Origin of the sequence: Bradyrhizobium sp. OK095 (genome assembly GCF_900109945.1) — a bacterium.
Taxonomy (GTDB): Bacteria; Pseudomonadota; Alphaproteobacteria; order Rhizobiales; family Xanthobacteraceae; genus Bradyrhizobium.
This window is the reverse complement of sequence record NZ_FOBX01000008.1, coordinates 1-24,970: the sequence shown is the minus strand read 5'-3', so window position 1 is coordinate 24,970 and position 24,970 is coordinate 1. Positions and strand designations below refer to the sequence as shown.

The window sequence follows — 24,970 nt, the reverse complement described above, 5'->3', positions numbered from 1 at the left end:
CTCTTACTCGCCGACCGCCCTGGGCAGCAGGCGCGCCACCTCGACCGACATCATCAGGCGGTCGCGTCCGGCTTCCTTCGCCGCATAGAGCGCCTGATCGGCGGCCTCGACGAGTGTGCCGATGCCGGCGGTGCGCTCCAGCGCCGGCCGGCAGGTGGCTCCGCCAACCGAAGCGGTGACGTAGCCCGCCCCGAGATTAGCGCCGTGGACGAGGCCCGCCTCGCGGATTGCGCGCCGGATCCGCTCGCCAATCCGGGCACAGCCGGCGGCATCGGTGTTCGGCAGCAGCATGGCGAACTCCTCGCCGCCATAGCGTGCCGCGAGGTCGCCGGGACGCTTCATCTCGGCCGCGATGACCTGCGCCACCACGCGCAGGCAGGCATCGCCCGCGGGGTGGCCGTATTCGTCGTTGTAGGACTTGAAGTGATCGACGTCGATCATCAGCAGAGCGAGGCTGGAGCGGTCGCGATAGGCGCGCGCCCATTCCTCGTTGAGCCGCTCGTCGAAGCGGCGGCGGTTGGCGAGCCCGGTGAGGCTGTCCTCGATCGCGAGCGTCTCGAGCCGGGTCTCCAGCTTCTTCTGCTCGGTGATGTCGCGCGAGATCGCAACCAAGCCGTCGACCTTGCCGTTGTCCTTGCGCGTCACCCGCATGGTCGATTCGAGCCAGACCTCGGAATTCGTCCGGTGCACATTGCGATAGGTGAGCCGGGCCTCCTCCGTATCGCCGCGCTTCATGGCATCGACCACGGCCTGGACGTGCGGCCGGTCTTCCTCATGAATACCAGCGAGCGCGGGCGTACCAATCAGCTGGTTGGCGCGCCAGCCGACGACGCGGCTGGACGACGGCGAGACATAGCGCAGCTTCTCGTCGAGCCCGATGCGCGTCACCATGTCGCTGGAGCCTTCCGCGAGCAGGCGGAAATGCGCTTCCTTCTCGACCAGCGCCGCAGCCATGCGCTGCCCGCGCTGCAACTGCCGCACCAGCACCGCGCCGATGACCGCGATCAGCATCACCAGCGCGAGCACGTAGAGCATGCGGGAAATCGCGGCTGCGCGCCAGGGCGCCAGCAGTTCGTCCTTGTCGACGGTGGCGAGTAGAACCAGTGGGTAACGGCCAGAGCGCTTGAAGAAGCTGACGCGTTCGGCGCCGTCCAGCGGCGACTTGAAATGGTAGGCGCCGAAGGGCCGCTGCAGGCTGGCGTCGCGGAAAAGCTGGGTGTCGGCAACGCTGCGGCCGACGAATTTGTCGTTGCCGGGGTTGCGCGCGATGATTATGCCGTCGCCGTACATCAGCGTCACCGAGCTGTTGCGGCCGATCTCGAACTGCTCGTAGAAGTGCGAAAGATATTTCGAGCTGATGGCCGCAAGCACGACGCCGCCAAAACTGCCGTCCGGCTTGTTGAAGCGCCGCGACAGCGTGACGACCCATTCGCCGTCGATCGCGCTCTTCACGGGTCGGCCGACATGGGCCTCTCGTTTCGGGGACAGCTGATGATAGCGGAAGAACGCATCGTCGCTGAATGTCGAGCCGATTGTACCGGGTGACGTCAGCGAATTGCCCTGGTCGTCGATGACCGCGAGGCTGTGCACGCGGTCCATCGCCGTCTTGCGCGCCTCCAGAAGATTTCTGAGCTTGGCGATGGTGTCAGGATCGGTGCCGTCAATCTCCAGCCGGCTGACCACACCGACCACCCCGTAGTCGAGCAGGTCGAAGCTGTCTTCGGCATGCTGGGTCAGCGAGCGCGCGACATTCGCCATCTCGGTTTCGGCGCCCCTGAGCACCTGGTCGCGCGCGGCCCATTCACGCCAGCCACTGACGCCGAGGATAGTCGCGCAGGTCAGCACGACGAACGCCGCCGCGCGCAGCGGCAGGCGGCTCCATCCGGCTCTCTGTGAGGCGACGTTCATGCAGCAGGAATCTCCGATCGCCGGAACTTCTGCCGCTTCTGTTATTGAACCCTGAAACGCTTTCCGACATTCGCCGGGATATGCGGGTTTTCCCGTACTCCTACGGACCGGGGCTTCCGCAGATCACTAACAAGGCCTTAGCAAGCCTATCGGAAACCGGCGCCCCCTGCCTGCGCTGAAGATCGCGCTAGCTGAAGATCGCCTTAACCTTGTCCCAGAGCGAAGGGTTATCGGCATCGGCATCGGCCTTCGAGGGCGTGGGCTGCGCGGCGCTCACGGGATCGGACGCCGGGAAGGTATCTTCCAACCCGGTATCGAGCCTGGCATGGCGATCGGCGGCGAGTGCCTCATGCAGATTGTCGGCGTGTTTGTCGTGCGGCGCGGGATTGAATGTCTCAGCCATGGAATTCCTCCTCCATTGGCGGATCAACGCGGCGGATTTGCACTGGTTCCCCTGTTCCGCTTTGGCCTCTCCCGGTGTATCAGGAGCCTCAATTCTGCATCAGGACAGTTCGTGCCCCAGTCTGCGACAAAGCCCTTCATCGACGTGCTCTCCGGCCAGCGGCAAGCCGTCCCACCCATCTGGATGATGCGGCAGGCCGGCCGCTATCTGCCTGAGTATCGCGAGGTGCGGGCCAAGGCCGGCGGTTTCCTCGATCTCTGCTTCAATCCGGAGCTGGCCGCCGAAGTCACGCTGCAACCGATCCGCCGGTTCGGCTTCGATGCGGCGATCATCTTCTCCGACATCCTGGTGATCCCCTATGCGCTCGGCCGCTCCGTGCGCTTCGAGGTTGGCGAAGGTCCGCGGCTCGAGCCGCTCGATGATCCCGCCAAGGTCGCAACGCTCGCCGCGCATGCCGATTTCGGCAAGCTCGCGCCGGTGTTCGACGCGCTGAAGATCGTGCGCGGTGCGCTCGATGAAAAAATCGCGCTGATCGGCTTCTGCGGTGCGCCGTGGACGGTTGCGACCTACATGGTCGCGGGCCAAGGCACGCCCGACCAGGCGCCGGCGCGGATGATGGCCTACCGGCATCCGGAAGCGTTTTCGAAGATCATCGACGTGCTGGTCGAGAGCTCGATCGAATATCTGCTGAGGCAGCTCGCTGCCGGCGCCAACGCCTTGCAGATCTTCGACACCTGGGCTGGCGTGTTGCCACCGGCCGAGTTCGCGCGCTGGTCGGTCGAGCCGACCCGGCGCATCATCGAGGGCGTGCGCGCAAAAGTGCCGGATGCGAAGATCATCGGCTTTCCGCGTGGCGCCGGTGCGCAATTGCCGGGTTATGTCGAGGCGACTGGCGTCAACGCCGTCAGCATCGACTGGACCGCGGAGCCCGCCTTCATCCGCGAGCGTGTGCAGAGCAAAGTCGCCGTGCAGGGCAATCTCGATCCGCTGGCGCTCATCACCGGCGGCGCCGCGCTCGACCACGCGGTCGACAACGTGCTGGCGAATTTTGCGCAAGGTCGGTTCATCTTCAATCTCGGCCACGGCATCCAGCCGGAGACGCCGATCGCCAATGTCGAGCAGATGCTGAAGCGCGTGCGGGGATAATTTGTCGTGCCGCTCGGGTGCGGAAACAAAAACCGCAAAACAACCCCATGCACAGTACAAATCATTGAAGAATTTCGTCCGACGTGGCGTTGCGCCCGGCGACGCGCACGTTTGACACGTCGGGCAAAACAGGCGCACTATGGCATGATCGCACGATGAGCTTCGAAGCAGGCTGGCGCCGACTGCCGCGCTCCGTCGTCAATGAACGGTTTCAGTGTCGCGGGCGGCAGACTGGTCCTTGAAGGCCCCTGCCCCTTCAAAGACCATGATCGAAAGCTGCGCGATCGTTTTCACACCCGCCTTCCGCATGATGCTGGCGCGATGGTCCTCGACCGTTCGCGGACTGATTCCAAATTTGCGCGCAATCACCTTGCTCGACGACCCCGCGATCAGATGATCCAACACCTCGGTTTCGCGCCTGGTGAGCCCGCGGGATTGCTTGAAATAGTCGATCGGGCTTGCCGCACGGGCAGGTAAGCCGGCACTGGCCGACACGATCCGCGCGATCAAATCTCCCGGACTGAAGGGCTTCTCGACGAAGTCAGCCGCCCCAATCCGGAGTGCGCGCACGGCGGTCGGGATATCGCCCTGACCCGATACCATGAGAACTGGCGCGGGATAGGTCCGATCGGTCAGCTGTCCAAGGATGTCCAGACCTGACTTTCCCGGCAGGCACAAATCGAGCAGGATGCATGCCGGAGCCGTATAGCGGGCCTTGGCAATAAGGGCATCGCCGTCCGCAAAGAATATCGGCTGATACCCGGCTCCCTCGAGGACGACCCTGAGCATCGCTCGCATCGTCAGATCATCTTCGAGAATGAAGATTTCGTTCGCGGTCATGATTGCTGCCCTTCCTGCTCAAACCGCGACTGCTATGCGCTGGTCGCCGCGGCAGGAAAAGCGAAAGACATCAAGACAGTTCTCGATCCGATAACGACAAGTTTGCGCAAAATTGCATCGGGTTAGGCTGGAATTAACGCGCTCACCGCGGCCGGCTGCGCTCGATGATCTCGGCGGCACCGTGACCCAGCAGATCCAGTCCCACCGCACGGCCGAGCTCACGCGGCCGATTGGCGGGACCTGCGCGCGAAGCTTCGATGATGGTGTTGCCGGAGAGGTCGAGCACGGAGGCCGTGAGCGACATCTGATCGCCTGCGATGGTCGAGAAGCCCGCAATCGGCGAATTGCAGTGGCCGTTCAGCACCCACAGCACCTCGCGCTCGGCATCGGCGCAGGCGTGCGCAGCGGGATCATCGATCGATGACAGGATTTTTCGCGTTTCCCAGTCCTGCGCGGCACATTCGACGGCGACGATGCCCTGCCCTGCCGCGGGCAGCATCTCCGCCGCGGTAAACTCGTAGGCGATGCGGCCGGAGAGACCGACGCGGTCGAGGCCCGAGCGTGCCATGATCAGCGCATCCGCAGGTCCCACCGCGCCGCCATCGGGCAGCCGCTGCATCTCGCCATTATCCAGCTTTCGCACGCGCGTATCAGCTGCGCCGCGGAAGTGGATGATTTCGACATCGGGAAACAGCCGCCGTACATAGGCCGCGCGGCGCACCGCGTTGGTGCCAATTTTAAAACCTTTGCCGCGGGACTGGCGCAACGCCTCCAGCGTCACGCCACCGCGCAGCACCAGCGCATCGCTTGCGGGATCGCGCGACAGGGTGGCGCCGATGACGAGGCCGGGCGTGTCCTCGTTGCCAGGCATGTCCTTCAGCGAATGCATCGCCGCCTGGAGCTCGCCCGAGAGCACGGCAGCGCGGATCTGCGCCACGAAGGCGCCGCCCTTGCCGCCATGCGGCAGCAGCTTGCTGGTCTGGTCGAGGTCACCTGTGGTGTCGAACTTGACGATCTCGACGTCGAGACCGGGCACGGCGGCAGTCAGGCGGCGCGCGATCTCCTCCGTCTGTGCCAGCGCCATCGCGCTCTTGCGGGTGCCGATCTTGAATCGCGTAGCCAAGTCCAAATCCTCTCAAGCGCGAATTTACCGCGCATCCTCCAATATCATGTCGGAGGCCTTTTCGGCGATCATGATGATCGGCGCGTTGGTGTTCCCCGAGACGAGGTCCGGCATGATCGAGCCATCGACGACGCGGAGGCCTTCGAGCCCCCTCACCTTCAGCCGCTGGTCCACCACCGCGAGCGCGTCATTGCCCATACGACAGGTCGAGGTCGGATGGTAGATGGTGCTGCCGCGCTCACGGCAATAATCCAGGAGCTCGGCGTCCGTGGATACCTTCGCCCCGGGATCGTACTCGCCAGCCACGAACGGCTTCAGCGCCGGCGCATTCAATATCCTGCGCAGGATCTTCAGACCTTCGACGTTGGTGGTGCGGTCGGTCTCGGTCGACATGTAGTTGATGCGGATCTCCGGCGGCACGGTCGGGTCGGCGCTCCTGATGCGCAAGGAGCCGCGGCTTTCGGGCCGGAGCTGGCACACCGACGCCGTGAAACCGGAAAAATCGTGCAGCTTCTCGCCCATCTTGTCGGTCGAGAACGGCAGGAAATGGACCTGGATGTCGGGCGAGGCCAGCCGCGGGTTGGTCTTGAAGAACGCGCCGGCCGTGCCGGCCGCGATCGTCAGCCAGCCTTTCCGGAACAGCGCATAGCGCGCACCGGCCAGCGTACGGCGGAGCGGATTGTTGACGGTATCGTTGAGCGTGATCTTCTGCGAGCAACGCATCACGATGCGGACCTGCATGTGGTCCTGGAGATCATGGCCGACGCCTTGCGCATCGAGCACCACGTCGATGCCATGCTTGCGCAGGAGATCGGCGGGGCCCACGCCGGAGAGCTGCAAGAGCTGCGGCGAATTGTAGGCGCCGCTCGACAACACGATCTCCCTGCGTGCTCGCGCACGGCGCACAATTGCACCTTGCCGGTATTCGACGCCGACCGCGCGGCGGCCCTCGAACAGCACGCGCTGGCCGAGCGCCTCGGTCTCGACCTTGAGATTGCTGCGTGTCCTGGCGGGCCCGAGATAGGCCACCGCCGTCGAGGCGCGGCGGCCGTTGCGGGTCGTGGTCTGGAACAGGCCGACGCCTTCCTGCGTGGCGCCGTTGAAATCAGGATTGTAGGGCAGACCGGTCTCGACCGCGGCATCCATGAAGGCCTTCGACAACGGATCGGTCACGACCATGTTCGACACCGGCAGCGGCCCGCCGCTGCCGTGATATTGATCGGCGCCGCGCGTCTGGTTCTCGGCCTTCTTGAAATAGGGCAGCACGTCGTCATAGCCCCAGCCGGCATTGCCGTGCTGGCGCCAGCGGTCGTAATCCTCGTGCTGGCCGCGGACATAGAGCAGGCCGTTGATCGAGCTCGATCCGCCCAGCGTTTTTCCACGCGGCTGGAACACTTGCCGCCCCTTCAGCTCGGGCTCAGGCTCGGTCTGGTACATCCAGTTGACGGTCTTCTCCTTGAAAAGCTTTCCGTAGCCGAGCGGCACGTGGATCCAGATGTTGGAATCTTTTGGGCCGGCCTCGAGCAATAGCACCGAATGTTTGCCGTTCGCAGAGAGCCGGTTGGCGAGCACACAGCCGGCGGAGCCGGCGCCGACGATGATGTAGTCGAACTCGGGATCGGACGGTGCGAGAGAGGAATTTGCGTTCATGCGCTACGCTTCTTCTTGTTGGTGTGGGCGTTTCCGTTGCGTGATTAGCACAATCATGCGCGCACGCGCAGCGCCTCGACCAGCGACTTGAACGCACGGGCATATTCCGCGCCCGCCCTTGCGATATCGGCGCGTCCGGCGCAGGCGACCGCGGCCTCCGTCACCGCGCCGAGCAGCAGCCGCGCCAGCGGCTCGACCGGTTGCTTTGCGATCAGGCCGGCCTCCATCGCCGCCGACAGCGCACGCGGCATCTTGCCGCCAAAGTGCTTTGCGTCGATCTCGCGCCAGCGTTCCCAGCCGAGCACGGCCGGGCCGTCGCGCAAGATGATCTGACCGGTCGGGCCTTTGGCGGTCGCGGCAAAATAATGCTGGGTACCGGCGACCATCGCCGCCAGCACGTCCTTCTCGGCCCGCGCGGCGCTGTCGATCTCGATGACGAGATCGCGCGAGACCAGATCAAACACGGCTTCGAACACCGCCTCCTTGGTCTTGAAGTGGTGATAGACGGCGCCCTTGGCGATACCGGCCGCCTCCGCGATCTCGTCCATGGTGGTGGCGGCAAAGCCTTGCGTCCCGAACAGCCGACGCGCCGCCGTCAGGATTGCCTCAATCGTCGCTGTCCGCCGCTCCGCCTGCTTTGCCATATCGTCTCGTCTAAAGCGTGATGGGTTGAAGTCGAAGCGAGTTAAGCCACCAAGCGGCGCTCTTTCCGTTCCCTCCCCCCTTGCGGGGGAGGGGCAGGGAGAGGGGTGCCGCACGGGGATTCTTTCCGTCGCACACACTCTCGGTCCGTCATCAACAACTGGCACTCTTTGCTGGGCTACCCCTCTCCCTAGCCCTTCCCCGCAAGGGGGGAGGGAACACACCTCCGTCGGAGCGCTGGCTGAGCTTCATCTCGTCGATTTCGTCTAATCCAATTCGTCTCAGGCGGCCAGTTGACTTTTCGACTGACGGTCGGTATTTACCGACCATCAGTCGGTTTTCTTCAAGAGGTGCCGCATGCCGAGCCGTGAGATCGTGGAAGCCTTTGCGCAGCGTCTTGAGGCCGGGGAGTTTGTCGAAGCGATCGAGCAGTTCTACACGCCTGATGCCGCGACTTATGAGAACAACGCCGCGCCGATGGTCGGCCGCGACAAGCTCGTCGCCAAGGAGCGCGGCGTGCTCGCAGCCTCCAAGGAGGTCAAGGCGGTTCGCATCGGCCCGAGCATGATCGAGGGCGACCATGTCGCGACGCGCTGGAGCTTCAGCTTCACGAATGCCGAAGGCGTCACGCGGACGCTGGACGAGATCGCGTGGCAGACCTGGCAGGGCGACAAGTTGACCGAGGAGCGGTTCTACTACGACCCGAAGCAGCTGGGGCGGTAACGTCCCCTCCTCACCAGGCGTAACGCACCACTCCCTTGCCGGCATAGCTGCGCGTGACGTTGGAGAATTCACCTTCGAACGTCGCAGCCGCCGCCCAGCCGTTCAGCCACTTCTTCTCGGCTGATGCGGTGACCAGCGCCGCATCGGACGCCATCGCGGCGCCGTTCACGACGAAGCTGGCGCCGGGCAAGGTCTGGAACGTGGCCCCGATCGAACGGTTGGAATTGAAGTCGTGCGCCCAGGCGACACGGCCGCGCAGCGTGACGATCCCGTCGGTCTGGGCGAACGCCTTGTCGGTGCGCAGGCCGAGCTCGCTGCGGGTCGCCGTGACGCTCTTGGCGCCATAGGCGAGCGCGAACTGGTTGCTGCCTGAGATCGCCTGCTCGGCATAGGACGGCAGGTCGAACGCCGTGACCTGCGCGGCTGCGTACGGCGTCAGGCCGATGCCTTGCGAGACGAATCGATAGCCGCCTTCGAGCCGGCCCGAATAAGTGTTGGCCTTGAACTCGGCGCGCAGGCGATCGACGCCGGCAACCGTCACAGTGCGGTCGGTGACGATGTCCTGCCAGCCATAGGCCAGCGCACCCGTGATGTAGGCGGGGCCGGCATTGTGGCGGAAGAAGGCGCCAGCCTGGAACAGGTCCGAGCGCCCGCCGCCGAGATTGTTGACCACGGAGAAATTGGTGCCGCCGCCGGCGAGCGCGAAGCCGATCAGCGTGTCGCGCGACAGGCGATAATCCGCGCCGACGGCCGTGGCGTAGAGAGAGCTCGTGGTGGTGTTGGAGCCGACGGCCGTGTTGCCGTCGGTCTGCTGCGAACCGCCGAAACCGGCCGCCCAGACGCTCCAGCGCTGCTCGAAGGCTGGAGCGACCGGCGCCTTGGTGTAAGCGGCAAAGGCATCGCGTGCGCCGCCCGAACGTCCCTTCCCGGTCGCGGCGTAAGCCATGCTCTCGTCGGCATAAGCATTCGGCGCGCCGCCGGCACTGACGGGATCGCCGCGGCCGGCGACGAACGGGTCGGTCATCACGCCCATGAACTGGGTCATCGCGTTGAACGTCGTCTGCTGCGGCGCGCTGCCGACTTCGCCCGAGATCTGCGTCAGCCCCGAAGGCGTGAGGCCGCCGAACGCCATCGGGATGCCGCCGGTGGTGTTGAAGAAGTTGACGATCGTGTTGCTGACATTCTGCTGGTTGGTGTTCAGGCCTCCCGACGGCGGGGCAAAGCTCAGCGTGAGATTCAGATAGGCGTGGGTGCCGTCGTTGCTCGCGCTGACGCTGAAGCCCGAAGGCAGGCCGAGGGTGGAGACGGCGGAATTGAACGATCCGGTGATGCTGCCGGCAGTCAGGACCGTGTATTTTTTTGCGACGTAGCTGCCGGCCGCGAAGCTCGCACCCAGGGTCGCGCCGCCGAGATTGGCATTGCCGGTGACGATGCTGGAGGTGGACGTGGCCGGGGTCACTTCCACGAGATACGTCGCGGCGGCGTTCAAGACGAGGCTTCCGGAGACGGTCATGACGCCGCCCACCACGCCCTGCCCCGGCGCAAACAGCCCGTTGACGGTGACACTGCCGACAGTGCCGATGCCCGAGAGGCTGCCTGCGGCATTCACCGTGGTCATTGACGAGCTGGCAATCGAACCATCGACCCTCAGCACGCCACTGTCGACCGTGGTCGTTCCGCCGTAGCTGCTGGTGCCCGTCAGCACCTCCGTGCCGCTGGACAGGATCAGATTGCCGGTGCCCTGGATGGCGCCGGCGAAGGTCTGCGCGCCACCCGAGATCGTCAACGTCTTGGCACCGAGGTTCACGGTGCTCCCGCCGACACCCGAGAGGCCGGCAATCGAAAGACCGGTGGTGACGCCGGAGATGTCGAGCGTTCCCGCCGCGTTGGTGAGGCTCACCGCACCGCCGATGGTGCCGCTGCCGGTCACGAACACCGTGCCGCCGGAGATCGTCGCCGCCCCGCTGATCGTGGCGGAATTGTTGAAGGTGCCGCCGTTGTTGTTCAGCGTCGTGATCGAGCCGGTGCCGTTGTTGTTGAACGTTCCGGACGTGTTGGTCACGCCAGCCATCGTGCCGCCGTTGCCCACCGTGCCGCCATTGTTCGTGGTGGCGCCTTGGACGAAGCCGAAGTTGTTGAACGTGCCGCCCGTCAACCCGAGGGTGCTCGCGAACGTACCGGCATTCTGCACGGTGCCTGAAGACACGGTCGCAGCACCCGTGACCCTGCCCTGATTGTCGTTCTGGAACAGGCCGCCATTGTTGGTCAGCGTCGTGATCGTGGCGTTGTTGTTGTTGTTGAACGTTCCGGAGGTGTTAATCGCGCCGGCCATCGTGCCGTTGTTGTTCACCGTGCCGCCGTTGTTCGTCGTTGCGCCCTGGACCTGGCCGCCGGCGTTGTTGGTGAACGCGCCGCCGGTCAGGCCGAGCGTGCTGGAGAACGTGCCGTCGTTGGTCACGGTGCCCGCGGATATCGTCGCCGCGCCAGAGACTGTGGCGCTCCCATTGTAGAAGGTGCCACCATTGTTGTTCAGCGTCGTGATCGAACCGCCGTAATTGTTGAACGTTCCAGAGGTGTTGGTCACGCCGGCCATCACAGCGTAATTGTTCACCGCACCGCCGTTGTTCGTGGTCGCGCCCTGGACCTGAGCACTGCCACCCGAGTTCGTGAGGGTGCCGGCCGAGACCGTCACGGCACCGGAAATCGTTCCCTGGTTGTCGAAGATGCCACCGTTGTTGTTCAGTGTCGTGATCGAACCTTCGAAGTAATTGGCGAACGCTCCGGACGTGTTGACGACGCCAGCCATGGATCCGTGGTTACCCGCGATGATCCCGTTGTTGGTGGTGGTGCCCTGCACCTGGCCGCCAATCTGGTTGATGAACGAGCCGCCCGTCAGGCCGAGCGTGCTGGCGATCGTACCGTAATTTAACAGGGAACCCGCCGAAACGGTTGCAGCGCCGGAGATCGTTGCGCCGGAGAAATTGGCGGAGTTACCGCCACTGATGCTCAGCGTCGTGATCGAACCGCCGCTATTGTTGTTGAAGATGCCGGAGATTTGGGTCACCCCGGTCATGGTGGCGTTGTTGCTCACCGTGCCACCGTTGTTCGTGGTCATCCCCTGGACCTGACCGCCGGTGTTGTTCGTGAACGTACCGCCCGTCACGCCGAGCGTGCTGGCGAACGTGCCGGCGTTGGTGATGGAGCCGGACGACAGGGTCGCTGCCCCGTTGACATTCGCCCCGGTGCTGTTGGCGAACGTGCCGCCATTGTTGTTCAGCGTGGTGATCGACCCGCCGTTGTTGTTGTTGAAGTTGCCGGAGGTGTTGGTCACGCCCGCCATAGAGGCGTTGTTGTTGATCGTGCCGCCGTTGTTGGTGCTCGCCCCCTGGACCTGGCCGCCAATGTTGTTCGTAAAGGAGCCGCCCGTCATTCCCAGCGTGCCGGTGATCGTTCCCGAGTTGGTGGTGCCGCCGGCGGACTGGGACTCTGAGCCGTTGACAGTCCCCGTGTTGCTGAATGTCCCGGAGTTCGTGACGTCACCCGTCAGCGTGGAGTTGTTCGTGAATGTCGCGGCGTTGGTGATCGTCGAGGTCAGCGAACCACTGTTCACCAATGTGCCGGCGGTGATGCTGGTCGTCGTGAACGCGTTGGTCCCGCTCAGCGTCAGCGTGCTCGCGCCGGCCTGCGAGATTCCAGCACCGGTCATGTTATTGCTGATCGAGATGGCCTGGCCGAAATTGGCCGTGTTGAACAGGTTCGGACCGGCGCCGCTGAAGTTCACCGCCTGGCCGGAAATGGTGTAGCTCTGGGACACTGACGTGAACCACCACGAATCCGGGGTGATCGGGCCGGCAGTGACCGTGACCGTCGTAGTGCCCGACGAGTCGAATTGCGCGGACAGGCCGGCATTCACCGGCGGCCCACCCGGCCAGTTGGCACCGGCGTTATAATCTGCGCTAGCGCCGCTCCAGATGAAAGTCTGGGCCTGCGCCGAAACCGAGAAGAAGCAACTCGCGAGCGCCGTGGTCGCGAGCAGCAGGCGCTTCATTCCCATTCCAACCAACATAATTCCAAATTCCAAAAATCGCGCTTAGATTGATAACGGGAACCGAAAGTTCACACTATGTCCAATGGGCAACAGTTCGCGGCAATCGGATACCAACGGTCGAATTTCGTACACACGGCCGCGACCAAATGCATATTCGTGCGCTAGATGGGAATCCAGCGGCAGATTTGACGTGGCGGCAGGCTGACGAAGAGCGGCTGCGGCTCGAAGCAGCCGGGGTGGTGACTGCGCAAACCCGGCAAACTGCTGTCATCGCCCGGCCTCGACGGGGCGATCCAGTACTCCGAGACGGATGTGATTCACTCGATAGGCCGCGTCGTACTGGATGCCCCGCCCTCCGTCCGCAATTGCGCACCAGGCGGGGCATGACAGCGGAGTTGGTGGCGAACACTCTTCTTGCAGCGAACGCGTTTCCGCGCGCTACAGCCGTAACGCGGCACGCCGCATTTGTATCGATTTGTTATCGATACTTCGCGCGAACACGCAGAAGTGGTCACGGCGGGCGTGGTGAACGGGGATAATTCATAGTTCGTCAAAGCTTTACGGCGAATTCTCCCGATCGAGCCGAAACAAGAACGGCCCATGCTGCTGCAGGCTCTGGAATGCGGACTCAACTGACCAGCTTTTTCGCGCGGCTGTTCGCCGGCGATCTGTCGGTGCTCGGCGGTCCCGCAGCCGACGACGCCATGGCTGGCCATATCCGCGCCGAACAGATGGCGCTGGTGCTCGGCTATTCGGTCGGCATCATGCTCGCCAATGCCTGCAACGCCGTCGTGCTGGCGATTGCCCTGTGGCATTCCCCGGACTGGAAGCTCGCGCTGATCTGGGCCGTCATCGTCGCCGGTGCCGCGATCGCGTTCGGGCTGCAATCCCACGCCTCGCGCCGGATCACCAAACCGCAATTCGTCTCACGCCGCGCCATGCATCGGCTGGTGCGCAATGCGTTCGTCCTCGGTGCCGCCTGGGGCATCGTGCCGGTCGCCTTCTTCGCCGACGCCTCCTCCGGCGGCCAGCTCGTCATCACCTGCCTCTGCTCGGGAATGCTGGCCGGCGGCGCACTGGCCTTCGCCACCATTCCGGTCGCGGCCATCGCCTTCACGGCCCCGATCTTCGTCGGTATCGCCATCTGCCTCAGCCGGGACGGCGATCCCGCCTATGTGCTGATGGCGATCCTGGTGGTGGTCTACGGAAGCGTGCTGCTGCGCGCCGTGTTCGTCAATTCATTCTCGTTTGCACGGCGCGTGATCCGGCAGGTCGAGGCCGAGCGCACAGTGCGGCAGGATCCGCTTACGCTCCTGCCCAACCGCTTCGCCTTCAACGAGACACTCGATGCCGCGCTAAAACGCCTTGCGCTGTCGGGCGAAGAGTTCGCGGTGCTGCTGCTCGACCTCGATCGCTTCAAGGAGGTCAACGACAAGTTCGGCCACCCCGCCGGCGACGAATTTCTGGTCCAGATCGCAAGCCGGCTGCAACGCTGCACGCGCGCGGCCGAGCACGTCGCGCGCATCGGCGGCGACGAGTTCGCGCTGGTGATGGCCAATCTGACACGGCCCGAGGATGCGCTCGAGATCGCCGAGCGCTTTGTCGCGGCCTTCGCCGAGCCGTTCCCGATCGAGGGCCGCCAGATCGCGGGCGCGACCAGCGTCGGCATCGTGCTGGCGCCGCGCGACGGCAACACGCAGCTCGACATCATGAAGAATGCGGATGCCGCGCTCTATCGCGCCAAGAAGGCCGGACCCGGCACGGTCTGCTTCTTCGAGGAAGCGGACGACAGGGTTTCGCGTGACCGCAAGGCGCTGCAAGCGGATCTCGAGGGCGCCATCGCGCGCGACGAGCTGTTTTTGGTATTCCAGCCGTTCCTCGACCTGGCCGCGAACCGTATCACCGGCTTCGAGGCGCTGCTGCGCTGGCAGCATCCCCAGCGCGGATTGGTGCCGCCGAGCGAGTTCATCGGGATTGCGGAGGAGACCGGGCTGATCCACGAGATCGGCGAATGGGTGATCCGGCGAGCCTGCGCGACGCTGTCGGATTGGCCCGAAGACATCAGGGTCGCCGTGAACTTTTCCGCGGCGCAGTTTCACAACACCGGCATTCTCCAGACCATCGTGCAGGCGCTGGCCGATGCAAAAGTCTCGCCCAGCCGGCTGGAGATCGAGATCACGGAATCGATGCTGCTGTCGAAATACGGCTCAGCGGGCTCGATCCTGAACGCGCTGCTCGAGCTCGGCGTCACCGTGGCGCTCGACGATTTCGGCACCGGCTTCTCCTCGCTCACTTACTTGCGCAAGCTGCCGTTCAGCCGCATCAAGATCGACCAGTCTTTCATCCGCGACATGCTGGTGCAGCCCGACTGCGCCGCGATCGTGAAGTCGGTGATCTCGCTGGCGCGGGATCTCGACATCGACGTGGTCGCCGAAGGCGTCGAGACCGCCGACCAGCTCGAATATCTCAGGCAGATCGCTTGCGACGAAGTGCAGGGCTATCTGATCAGCCGGCCGGTGGCGGCCGATGCGGTTTTGAAGCTGCTGGATACGAAGAAGCTGCGGGCGACGTTCGCGGCGTGAGTTATCTTGTGCGGCCATCCTTCGAGACGCCCGCCTTTGGCGGGCTCCTCAGGATGAGGTCTTGTGCCGCGGCCCGAATGTTGGACCCTCATGGTGAGGAGCCCACAAAGCGGGCGTCTCGAACCATGAAGGCCGAACTGCCTCCTCAAACCGCATCCGCCCGCAGCAACGTATCGACCGTGATCGTGCCCCGCGCCCGCGAAACGCAGGTGCAGATCTTCTCGTTGCTCTGCTTCTGGTGATCGCTGAAGAAGACGTCGCGATGGTCGATCTCGCCGTCGACCTCGACCACATCGATGGCGCACAGGCCGCATTCGCCGCGCTTGCAGTCGTACATCACGTCGTGTCCGCTGGCGTTGAGCACGTCGAGCATCGAGCGCTCACGCGGGATTTCGAGCTCGACATCGGAGCCCTTCAGGCGCACGCGAAACGTCTCGGTCGGCAGCGTGCCGCTGGAGCCGAAGGTTTCGTAACGGAGATCGGGCAACGGATGGCCGGCGCCGATCCAGGCGTGGCGCGCGGCATCCAGCATCCGCATCGGGCCGCAGAACAGCGCCAATGCGCCTTGCGGCAATGACGCGAACTGCGCGTCGAGATCGAGCCGCTTACCCTCATCACTCGCATGAACGACCAGACGATCGCCGAGCATCCCTGAGAGATCGTCGAGATAGGCGGCCTCGCCGCGCGAGCGCACGGCGTAGTGCAGCGTCACATCGGCCCCACGCCGCGCCAGGGCTTGCGCCGCGCCGACGATCGGCGTGATGCCGATGCCGCCCGCAATGAGGCAATAGTGCTGGCGGGCCCAATCGACCGCAAGCAGCGAGGCGGGCTGCGTGATATCGAGCCGTGCACCCGGCTGTAAAGACCACATGTAGCGCGAGCCGCCACGCGAATCCTCGGCGCGGCGCACTGCGATCCGCAAGCCGCGTGGCGAGGCCTCGCCGACCAGCGAATAGGACCGCGTCTCAGGCAGGCCGGCGATGGTCACGCTGACATTGATGTGGCTGCCGACCGGATAGGCCGCGCCGTCGAACTGATCGGGGCGGATCAGGAATTCGCGGATGCCGGGGGCGAGATCGCGCGTGGAGACGAGCGTCGCCGGAATCCAGGTTTCGATGAAGCGCATGGCACTCCCCTCAATCGGTTGCGGTCCTGATCAGCGCGAGCGCCGGCAAAAGATCGAGATGGGTGCGGTTGCGCAACGCGAGCCGCAGATTGCGCACGGCCAGCCGCGCATGCTCGCGCATCACGGCTTCGGCGCGGGCGCCCTCGCGGTTCTCGATGGCGTCGATGACGACGCGGTGGTGCTCCTGCCCGATGATCAGGATCTGTTGCGCCTCCGGCAATGCCGACTGCGCCATCACGAAACCGCTTGGGGAAGCGAACGGCAGTGCGGAAGCGCGGTCGATCTGCCGAATCAGCGGCGGACTGCGCGACAGCTCGGTGAGCAGCGCGTGGAAGCGCGCGTTCAGCGCGACATAGGACGAGAACGCATCGACCGAGATCGGGACCTGGCGCAGCAGCTCGTCGATCGCCGCGAGGCATTCCTTCAGCGGCTCGAGCTCGCGCGCGGAGACGCCGCGCTCGGCCGCGAAGCGCGCGGCGAGGCCTTCGAGCGTGCCGCGCAGCTCGATGGAATCGGAGATGTCACGCTCGGAAAACGCCTTGACCATGAAGCCACCGGAAGGGATCGCCTCCAGCAGGCCCTCCTCCTCCAGCCGCACCAGCGCCATGCGCACCGGCGTGCGCGAGGCACCCGTCGTCTCCACCGCCTGGAGTTCGGAGATGCGTTCGCCCGCACGCAGAGAGCCCGAAAGAATCTGGTCGCGCAGCGCCAGCTGCGCCTTCACGGTCTGCGAGACGGAGCGGTCGACCTCACGCTCGGCCATGTCGGCTACTCCGCGGCCTGAAGATGCTGCGGCGGATTTTCCTTTGCCACCATTTTGTCGATCAGCTTGCGCGTCCACATCGCGCCGGCATCGATGTTGAGGTTGTAGAAGATGCGATCGGGATTCTCGTCCATCGCGCGCTGCTGCGCCTCGAGGATCAGCTCGTCCTCGTGGAAGATGCCGGAGACGCCCTCGCGGATCTCGGTGGTGATGCGCTGCTCGCCGATCTGGTAGTTGCGCACGAAGGCCCAGAAATAATGGCAGGTCTTGTCGGTCTCGGGCGTGATGGTGTTGAGCACGAAACCGTTGACGCCCTGCGAGCGGTCGCCTTCCGGCGCGCCGGTGCCTGTGGGCGCCACGCCGACATCGATCGCGATGGTGCACGGTGCTTCGAAACGGATGATCTGCCAGCGGTCGACCAGGCCGGACTTGCCGAGCTGCTTGGCCCAGAACGGCGGCGCCTCGATGCCGCGCATCCAGCGCGTTACCGTCACCGTCTTCTCGCCATGGGTGACGTCGAACGGCGCCTCAGTGACCGCTTCATTGCCGATTGAAGAGCCATGCACGAAGGTTTCGTGGGTGAGGTCCATGAGATTGTCGAGCACGAGACGGTAGTCGCAATTGACGTGAATGGTCTTGCCGTCGCCGGCCCATGCGGGATCGTGATTCCAGTGCATGTCAGGCACCAGCGCAGGGTCGGCGAGCGCGGGATCGCCCATCCAGAGCCAGATGTAGCGGTGGCGCTCGACCACGGGATAGGCGCGCACGCAGGCTGACGGGTTGATGGTCTCCTGCGAGGGCATGAAGGTGCAGCGGCCCTGCGCGTTGTATTTCAGGCCATGATAGCCGCAGACGACGGTGTCGCCTTCGAGCCGGCCCTTCGACAGCGGCACCAGGCGGTGCCAGCAGGCATCCTCCAGCGCGGCCACCGCGCCGTCGGCCTTGCGATACATCACGACATGCTTGCCGCAGATCGTCCGCGGCAACAGCGCCGGCTTGACGTCAGCGTCCCAGGCGGCGGCGTACCAGGCGTTCATGGGGAAGGGTTTTGTCACCGGCGATCTCCCAAGGCTTATGTATGCGTTGTGTATACAATAGCGGAGAGAAAGAACCGTTCAAGGCCTAATTTTGCTTACCTAGATACCAATACGGAACATTATGTATACATTATTGAGGGATACTTCACCCTCTCCTGGAGGGGCGTAATCGCATATGACAGCCGGAGGGCGCCGAACGTGCTCGGCCTGCATGGTTCGAGACGCCCGCTTTGGCGGGCTCCTCACCATGAGGGTCTGATATCTCGCCGCAAAACGCGACCTCATCCTGAGGGCCCGCCGTAGGCGGGCGTCTCGAAGGATGGCCGCGGGCGAGCTTCGCCGCGCTTGCCTCGCGTACCCTACGCCCCGAACACCTTCTTCAGCCCGGCCTGGGCCTCGTCCTGAATCCGCTTCAGGTGCTCGGTGCTGCGGAAGCTCTCGGCGTAGATCTTGTAGACGTCCTCGGTCCCGGACGGCCTTGCGGCGAACCAGCCGAAATCGGTTTCGACCTTGATGCCGCCGAACGATTGGCCGTTGCCGGGCGCCTTGCTCAGCGTGGCGCGGACGGGGTCGCCGGCGAGATCCTTCAGGCCGAGTTGCTCGGGGGTGACGGACTTCAGAACGTTCTTCTGCGGCGTGGTGGCGGCGACGTCGATGCGGGCGTAATGGGGCACGCCGAGCTCGGCGGTGAGGTCATTGAAGAGCTGGCTCGGGTCGCGGCCGGTCTTCGCCATGATCTCGGCGGCGAGCAGGCCGAGGATGACGCCGTCCTTGTCGGTGGTCCAGACCCCGCCGTCGCGGCGCAGGAACGAGGCGCCTGCACTCTCCTCGCCACCGAAACCAAAACCGCCCGTGAGGAGGCCGTCGACGAACCATTTGAAGCCGACCGGCGTCTCGACCAGCTTGCGGCCGAGTTTTTTGGCGACGCGATCGATGATCGAGCTCGACACCACGGTCTTGCCGATCGCAGCGTCCTTGCCCCAGCTCGGCCGATGCGCGAACAGATAGGAGATCGCGGTCGCCAGATAATGGTTCGGATTCATCAGGCCGCCGGTGCGCGTGACGATGCCGTGGCGATCGGCATCGGTGTCGTTGGCAAAGGCGACGTCGAAGCGGTCACGCATCGCAATCAGGCTTGCCATCGCGTAAGGCGAGGAGCAGTCCATGCGGACCTTGCCGTCCCAGTCGACGGTCATGAAGCGGAAGGTCGGATCGATCGCCTCGTTCACGACCGTGGCCTTCAGGCCGTAGCGTTCGATGATCGGATGCCAGTAATGCACCGCGGCGCCGCCGAGCGGATCGATGCCGATATTGATGCCGGCGGATTTGACGAGGTCGAGATCGACGACATTGCCGAGATCGGCGACGTAGGGCGTGATGAAGTCGTAAGGGTGCACGTTCGCGGATTTACGTGCCTTGGCGTAGTCGATACGCTTCACGCCCTTCAGACCATCGGCGAGATAGGCGTTGGCGCGTTTCTCGACCACGGAGGTCGCGTCGGTGTCGGCGGGGCCGCCATGCGGCGGATTGTATTTGTAGCCGCCGTCCTCCGGCGGATTGTGCGAGGGCGTGACGACGACGCCGTCGGCAAGACCGGAGGTGCGGCCCTTGTTGTAAGTCAGGATCGCATGCGAGATCACGGGCGTCGGCGTGTAGCCGCCGTCCTTGTCGATCATGATGTCGACGCCGTTGGCCGCAAACACCTCGACGGCGCTGACCAGCGCCGGCTCGGCCAGCGCATGGGTGTCGATGCCGATGAAGAGCGGACCGGTCAGGCCCTTCTCTTTTCTGTAGTCGCAGATCGCCTGCGTGGTCGCGAGGATATGGCCCTCGTTAAAAGTGTTCTTGAAGGAGGTGCCGCGATGGCCGGAGGTGCCGAACGCCACCCGCTGCGCGGGATCGGCGACATCAGGCTTGCCGGCAAAATAGGCCGTTACCAGCCGCGGAACGTTGGTGAGCGCGTCCGGCGAGACAAGCTTGCCCGCCGCGGGATGAACATCAGCCACTGAAATATCCTCGTCCTGTCGCAGAGATTGCGGAGCAGCATAGCATCGGCGGGCCTCTCGCCAAACCACAACACGCGCGATGGGGAAGGCGTTCCCTGGGCGTGTGGTGACGGTGCTGTAGCCCGCATGAGCGAAGCGATATGCGGGACCACCTGCCCCGGATGTCGCTTCGCTCATCCGGGCTACGGGACCGTGCTATGCTCCACGCCATCGAAGCCTCTCGAATCGTCCCATGATCCCTTCGCGAACACTGCTTCTGCTGATCGCCGGCCTTGTGATGGCCGGCACGCCGGCGCGCGCCGCCGAGTTCTACACCGAGGATCTGCGCATCCCGATGACGGAGGCGGGGCCGCAGGGGCTGGAGGCGTTTCTGGTGCGGCCGGCGGGGACGAAGCGCTATCCGCTGGCGCTGCTCAGCCACGGCTCGCCGCGCAGTTTTGACGACCGCGCGACGATGTCGGCGCATAAATATTACGGCATTGCGCTCGAATATGCCCGGCGCGGCTTTGCCGCGCTGATCGTGATGCGGCGCGGCTACGGCACTTCGCCCGGCGGCCGCGTCGACAGCGTCGGCGGCTGCACCAATGCGGCTTACCTGCCGGCAGCCGCGGTTGCGGTGGCGGATTTGCGCGCCGCGATCGACGCGATGGCGCGCAGGTCCGACGTGACGACCTCAGGCATGATCGCGGCCGGCCATTCCGCCGGCGGGCTCGCCACCGTCGCGCTGACCGCGCAGGCGCCTGCGGGTCTCGTTGCCGCGATCAGCTTTGCCGGCGGCCGCGGCTCGCGCGACGACGAGGACGTCTGCAACGAAGATGGCCTGGCGCAGGCCTTCGCCAGCTTCGGCAAGACCTCGCGCGTGCCGATGCTGTGGGTCTACGCGACCAATGATTCGTTCTTCGGCCCCGACCTCGCGCGCCGGCTCTATGACGGATTTCGCGGCAATGGCGGCAACGCGAAATTCATCGCGGCGCCGCCTTATGGCGACGATGGCCACTACCTCTATTCCGTGGTCGGGCGACCGCAATGGACGCCGTATGTGGATGGCTTCCTGCGCGAGCGCGGGCTCGGCCACGACGTCCTGAGCCCGCCGGATCCGTTACCGCCGCCGGACCAGCTCAACGCAGCTGCGCGGGTCGAGTTCGGGCGCTATCTCGCCAGCACCATGCCGCACAAGGCCTTTGCGGTGTCGCCGAACGGCGGTTACGGTTGGCGTTCGGGCCGGACCACCACCGACGATGCCCAGCGTGATTCGCTTGGCGCCTGCATGAAATGGTCGCCCACCTGCACGCTCTATGCGATCGACGACCGGCTGGCCGGCGCGACTAGAGCCGCTCGCTGAGCGCGAGCTTGTAACCGACGCCGGTGACGGTCGCGATCACGGGCGTGCCGCTGCCGACGAGCTTGCGGCGCAGCCGCGCCACCAGCGCATCGACGGTGCGGATGTCGACCTCGGCCTGACGGTTGCTGACGACCTCGATCAGATAGTCGCGGCTGAGCGGCCTTCCATCGGCGCCGACGAGGGCGGCGAGCAGGTCGAATTCGGCGCGGGTGAGCGCCACCGGCTTGCCGTCGCTGCCGAGCAGCTCGCGCCGCGTCAGGTCGATGATCCAGTCGCCGAAGGCGATCGAATTGTGGTTGCGCGCCGCCTTGCGGTCGATCGAGCGCCGCCGCAGCACGCTGCGCGCGCGCGCGAGCAGGTCGCGCAGATTGATCGGCTTGGTGACGTAATGATCGCCGGCGATCTCGAGGCCGAGGATGCGATCGACATCGGTATCGCGGCGGGTCACGAAGATGATGCCGGCGTTGCTGGTCGCCTGGATCTCCTTGGCGAGCTCAAAGCCGTCGCCATCAGGCAACTGCACGTCGAGGAAAACCAGATCGGTCCGCGCCCGCAGCGCCTGGCGGCATTCCGCGCAGGAGCCGGCGCCGATCACGTCAAAATTGTTCTCGCTGAAATAGCCGACCAGCATGGTCCGCGTCACGGGATCGTCTTCGACGACGATCAGCCGCTCACGGCCAATGGGACGCACTTCCTGACGTGCGGAATCAGTCACGATGTTGGATGTCCTGTGTGCCTGCGGCCCGGCCTGAAAATTCAAGTCGTCGCGCAAAGCGCCGTCCTGTGAACGAACATTCACGACTGGTTCGAGCCCCGAATTGCCTGATGGAATACTAGGCGTGTTGTGCAGCCCAAACAATATTGGTCACGGTATTGAAGTATTAAGTATGAACTGCCCCACAATTCTCACCCAGCGCATCGCTAGCTCCGAAATACGTCGAGATCCGTTTGTCGCTGTGTCGGTTCAACCGCCGGTTAACGTAAAGAAGGTGTTTAGCTTCGGAACAGCCGGCCGCGCCGCTATGGTCCGCGCTTGCAGATAGCAAACCACGGAGCAGGCGTGATGCAGGGGCAGGCCCGGTTGGCTGCCGGTCGAACCGAGGACGGCGCAACGCGCCTCAACCGTTCGCACAGCCTCGACTTCCTGCGCGGTCTCGCCATCGTCGGCGTGATGGCGATCCACGTCTCACAGTCGTTCCCGTCGAACATCCACGCCGTCGACTACGCCTTCATGTGCGGCTGGACCGGCGTCAATTTGTTCTACTTCGTCAGCGCCATGACGATGTGCCTGATGTGGACACAGCGCACCGAAACGAACCCGACACGCAAATTCTACATCCGCCGCTTCCTGCGCATCGCGCCGCTGTTCTGGCTCGCGATCCCGCTCTATCTCGTCATCAACGGCACCGGCCCAAGCTACAACGCCCCCAACGGCGTCGGCCCGCTTCAGGTGATCCTGACCGCGACCTTCCTGCACGGCTTCTGGCCGGACAGCGTCAACAGCGTGGTGCCGGGCGACTGGTCGATCGCGGCGGAGATGATTTTCTATCTCGTGTTTCCAGTCGTGATCACGGCCTTCGGATCGCGCCGCCATCTCTATCTCGCTCTGGCGATCGTGCTGCACCTCGTCAATGTCTGCCTGTTCAAGCCATGGGCCTTCGCGCTGTTCTCGGCCTATTACGGAGCGGGCAACGAAGCCTTCGTCTGGAACGCGCTGCACCTCAGCTTCCTGAACCAGCTTCCGGTCTTCCTCGTGGGCTGCGCGCTGTTCTTCGCGCTACGCGATGGCTTTGCCAAGTTGGACGCCGCGATCTTCGCCATCTTCATCGCACTGTCGTTCGTCGCCGATCGCGCGACCGGCTCGCACGAGTTCAACTATTTGATGATCAACCTCGTGCTCGGCGCGGGCGTTGCCGGCTGTATCCACTTCGCGATCCGCCTGCAGCCGCTGGAAGCCCTCGGCCGCAATTCCTACTCGATGTATTTGTCGCACTTCGCGGTGATCTTTGGCTTGCGCCAGATCTGGCCGCTCGCGGACGGACTGGTCTCGCTACTGATCGCCTATGTCGTCACCGCCGCGCTCAGCTATCTCGTCGCGCGCGCGACATGGCACCTGGTCGAGCGACACGCGCAGGATTTGGCGCATCGCCTGACGTCGGCGACAACGAAGGCTGCGCGCGCGGAGCCCGTCACGGCCGCAGGCATTGCGCTGAACGGCCGCAGCGCCGGCGCGTAAATCGCTCTCACGACGAGCCCACCTCGATCCGGTACGACAGCTCTTCTTCCGCGCCCGGTGCGATGTGCATCAGGCCCGGCTTGTCGCTGAACTCACCGTCGAAATTCCTGGGACTGGCATAGCCGCGCCAGGGCTCGATGCAGAGAAACGGCGCACCCGATGGTTTCGACCAGACGCCGAGCTCGCGAAAGCCGCGCCATGACATTTTGAGCCACGGACCGGCGTGCGGCCCGGCCGCATAGCGGACTGCATGGCTGTTGACGGGATCGAGGATGACGGCGTCGTTGGTGAACAGGGATTCCGACAGAGGAAGCACCGTGCCTCTGACGGGGCTCGGATCCGTTGCCGCGAGCAGCAATCCGCCCTCGACACGGCGAACCGGGGACGGCTCCTCGTCCGAGAACGTCAGCGCGTAGCTCTCCTTCGGCACGCCAGCCTGAAGCGGCCAGTTGAAGGCGGGATGGCCACCGAGCGACACTGGCAATGTCTCCGCTCCGGTGTTGACGACCGTGAATGAGAGATCGAGACCAGTGCCGTCGATCGTATAGGTGGCTGTCAGGCGGAATGCGAACGGATAGAGCGCGCGCGTCGCCGCGCTGTCCTCGAGCACCAGGGCACAGCTGCTCTCGCCGCGCTCCCCCCACGCAAAGCGGCTGTCGCGCGCAAAGCCGTGCTGGGTCATCCGGTAGGTTTTGCCCCGGTGCCGCATTTCGTCATTGGCGAGGCGCCCGACGATCGGGAACAGCAGCGGCGCATGGCGCACCCACGCCGGCCCGGCCTGCCAGACGAATTCGGTGCCGCTACCGTCCTTCAGCGAGCACAACTCGGCGCCCTGCGCCTTGATGGTCGCGGTGAGCCCGCCGCTGCGGATCGTGTGCGTATCGTCGGTCATGACCATCTCCATCGCGGCAGCCGCGACCGGAATCATATCGCATCAGAAACGATTTCGCCCGCCTTATGATGGGCGGGCGAAGATCAGTGCCGTAGAAGCTGTCAGGCCCGAGATGAGCGCCCGATGCTCTCATAGACGAATCCGGCGGCGGCCATCTCTTCGGGGCGGTAGATGTTGCGAAGGTCGACCACGACGGGCTGCGCCATGATGCTCTTCAGGCGGTCGAGATCGAGCGCGCGGAACTGCGTCCATTCAGTGACGACGACGAGTGCATCTGCACCTTGCGCGCAGGAATAGGCATCCTCACAATAAGTAATGTCGGGCAGCTCGCTCTTGGCCTGCTCCATGCCGACAGGATCGTAGGCTTTCACCTTCGCGCCCATGTCGATCAGGCCGGTGACGAGAGGGATCGACGGCGCATCGCGCATGTCGTCGGTGTCAGGCTTGAAGGTGAGCCCGAGCACGGCGACGGTCTTGCCGCGCAAGCTACCGCCGAGCGCCTG

The 24,970-nt window shown here is 64.6% G+C and carries 19 protein-coding genes; 5 read left to right on the top strand and 14 right to left on the bottom strand.

Annotated features, from left to right (window positions below):
• Positions 1-3 precede the first annotated feature (3 nt).
• Both BMW89_RS21220 and BMW89_RS21215 read right to left on the bottom strand, forming a co-directional pair.
• Positions 4-1,908 carry a diguanylate cyclase domain-containing protein gene (locus BMW89_RS21220; RefSeq protein WP_092028961.1) on the bottom strand — a complete coding sequence of 635 codons (1,905 nt, stop codon included), beginning with the start codon at positions 1,906-1,908 and terminating at the stop codon, positions 4-6.
• A 187-nt stretch (positions 1,909-2,095) separates the two neighbouring features.
• Positions 2,096-2,311, bottom strand: coding sequence for a hypothetical protein (locus BMW89_RS21215; protein ID WP_092028960.1), 216 nt, complete (start codon positions 2,309-2,311; stop codon positions 2,096-2,098).
• 111 nt (positions 2,312-2,422) lie between these two features.
• Here BMW89_RS21215 and hemE point away from each other — a divergent pair, with 111 nt between their 5' ends.
• Positions 2,423-3,457 carry a uroporphyrinogen decarboxylase gene (gene hemE / locus BMW89_RS21210; RefSeq protein ID WP_092028959.1) on the top strand — a complete coding sequence of 345 codons (1,035 nt, stop codon included), beginning with the start codon at positions 2,423-2,425 and terminating at the stop codon, positions 3,455-3,457.
• 198 nt (positions 3,458-3,655) lie between these two features.
• On the opposite strand, the gene BMW89_RS21205 is transcribed toward hemE, so the two are convergent.
• From BMW89_RS21205 to BMW89_RS21190, 4 genes are all read right to left on the bottom strand, one after another.
• Positions 3,656-4,297, bottom strand: coding sequence for a response regulator transcription factor (locus BMW89_RS21205; RefSeq protein WP_092028958.1), 642 nt, complete (start codon positions 4,295-4,297; stop codon positions 3,656-3,658).
• Positions 4,298-4,439: 142 nt separating this feature from the next.
• Entirely contained in the window at positions 4,440-5,420 is a 981-nt protein-coding gene (gene hemC / locus BMW89_RS21200; RefSeq protein ID WP_092028957.1) for a hydroxymethylbilane synthase, read from the bottom strand.
• A 24-nt stretch (positions 5,421-5,444) separates the two neighbouring features.
• Positions 5,445-7,070, bottom strand: coding sequence for a GMC family oxidoreductase (locus tag BMW89_RS21195; protein WP_092028956.1), 1,626 nt, complete (start codon positions 7,068-7,070; stop codon positions 5,445-5,447).
• A 53-nt stretch (positions 7,071-7,123) separates the two neighbouring features.
• Positions 7,124-7,714, bottom strand: coding sequence for a TetR/AcrR family transcriptional regulator (locus tag BMW89_RS21190; protein WP_092028955.1), 591 nt, complete (start codon positions 7,712-7,714; stop codon positions 7,124-7,126).
• A 355-nt stretch (positions 7,715-8,069) separates the two neighbouring features.
• Here BMW89_RS21190 and BMW89_RS21185 point away from each other — a divergent pair, with 355 nt between their 5' ends.
• The gene (locus BMW89_RS21185) at positions 8,070-8,435 is read left to right on the top strand and encodes a nuclear transport factor 2 family protein (protein ID WP_092028954.1); all 366 of its coding nucleotides are present in this window, start codon (positions 8,070-8,072) and stop codon (positions 8,433-8,435) included.
• A gap of 10 nt (positions 8,436-8,445) precedes the next feature.
• On the opposite strand, the gene BMW89_RS21180 is transcribed toward BMW89_RS21185, so the two are convergent.
• Positions 8,446-12,483 (bottom strand): autotransporter domain-containing protein, encoded by a 4,038-nt coding sequence (locus BMW89_RS21180; RefSeq protein WP_177196221.1) that lies wholly within the window; start codon positions 12,481-12,483, stop codon positions 8,446-8,448.
• A 620-nt stretch (positions 12,484-13,103) separates the two neighbouring features.
• On the opposite strand from BMW89_RS21180, the gene BMW89_RS21175 reads away from it, so the two are divergent.
• Positions 13,104-15,065, top strand: a complete 1,962-nt coding sequence (locus BMW89_RS21175) for a putative bifunctional diguanylate cyclase/phosphodiesterase (RefSeq protein ID WP_092028952.1) — start codon at positions 13,104-13,106, stop codon at positions 15,063-15,065.
• A 145-nt stretch (positions 15,066-15,210) separates the two neighbouring features.
• Here BMW89_RS21175 and BMW89_RS21170 read toward each other — a convergent pair whose 3' ends face one another.
• The 4 genes from BMW89_RS21170 to pgm all read right to left on the bottom strand — a co-directional run bounded on the left by BMW89_RS21170 (position 15,211) and on the right by pgm (position 19,997).
• Positions 15,211-16,191 (bottom strand): PDR/VanB family oxidoreductase, encoded by a 981-nt coding sequence (locus BMW89_RS21170; protein WP_092028951.1) that lies wholly within the window; start codon positions 16,189-16,191, stop codon positions 15,211-15,213.
• A gap of 10 nt (positions 16,192-16,201) precedes the next feature.
• Positions 16,202-16,954: a GntR family transcriptional regulator gene (locus BMW89_RS21165; RefSeq protein WP_092028950.1), complete on the bottom strand. Its 753-nt coding sequence runs from the start codon at positions 16,952-16,954 to the stop codon at positions 16,202-16,204.
• Between the two features lie 5 nt (positions 16,955-16,959).
• Complete coding sequence (locus tag BMW89_RS21160; protein ID WP_177196220.1) at positions 16,960-18,009, bottom strand: aromatic ring-hydroxylating dioxygenase subunit alpha; 1,050 nt, start codon at positions 18,007-18,009, stop codon at positions 16,960-16,962.
• Positions 18,010-18,350: 341 nt separating this feature from the next.
• Complete coding sequence (pgm, locus tag BMW89_RS21155) at positions 18,351-19,997, bottom strand: phosphoglucomutase (alpha-D-glucose-1,6-bisphosphate-dependent) (RefSeq protein ID WP_092028948.1); 1,647 nt, start codon at positions 19,995-19,997, stop codon at positions 18,351-18,353.
• 232 nt (positions 19,998-20,229) lie between these two features.
• Here pgm and BMW89_RS21150 point away from each other — a divergent pair, with 232 nt between their 5' ends.
• Entirely contained in the window at positions 20,230-21,339 is a 1,110-nt protein-coding gene (locus BMW89_RS21150; RefSeq protein WP_092028947.1) for an alpha/beta hydrolase family protein, read from the top strand.
• Here BMW89_RS21150 and BMW89_RS21145 read toward each other — a convergent pair.
• Positions 21,323-22,138 (bottom strand): response regulator transcription factor, encoded by an 816-nt coding sequence (locus BMW89_RS21145; RefSeq protein WP_092028946.1) that lies wholly within the window; start codon positions 22,136-22,138, stop codon positions 21,323-21,325. The two genes, BMW89_RS21150 and BMW89_RS21145, sit on opposite strands and share 17 nt — an antisense overlap.
• 264 nt (positions 22,139-22,402) lie before the next feature.
• Between BMW89_RS21145 and BMW89_RS21140 the strand changes: the two genes are divergently transcribed.
• Positions 22,403-23,575: an acyltransferase family protein gene (locus tag BMW89_RS21140; protein ID WP_092028945.1), complete on the top strand. Its 1,173-nt coding sequence runs from the start codon at positions 22,403-22,405 to the stop codon at positions 23,573-23,575.
• A 7-nt stretch (positions 23,576-23,582) separates the two neighbouring features.
• Here the strand turns inward: BMW89_RS21140 and BMW89_RS21135 are convergent, their stop codons facing one another.
• Both BMW89_RS21135 and BMW89_RS21130 read right to left on the bottom strand, forming a co-directional pair.
• Entirely contained in the window at positions 23,583-24,467 is an 885-nt protein-coding gene (locus BMW89_RS21135) for an aldose 1-epimerase family protein (protein ID WP_177196219.1), read from the bottom strand.
• A gap of 101 nt (positions 24,468-24,568) precedes the next feature.
• On the bottom strand, positions 24,569-24,970 hold a 402-nt coding region (locus BMW89_RS21130; RefSeq protein ID WP_283805331.1), incomplete at its 5' end, for a UDP binding domain-containing protein.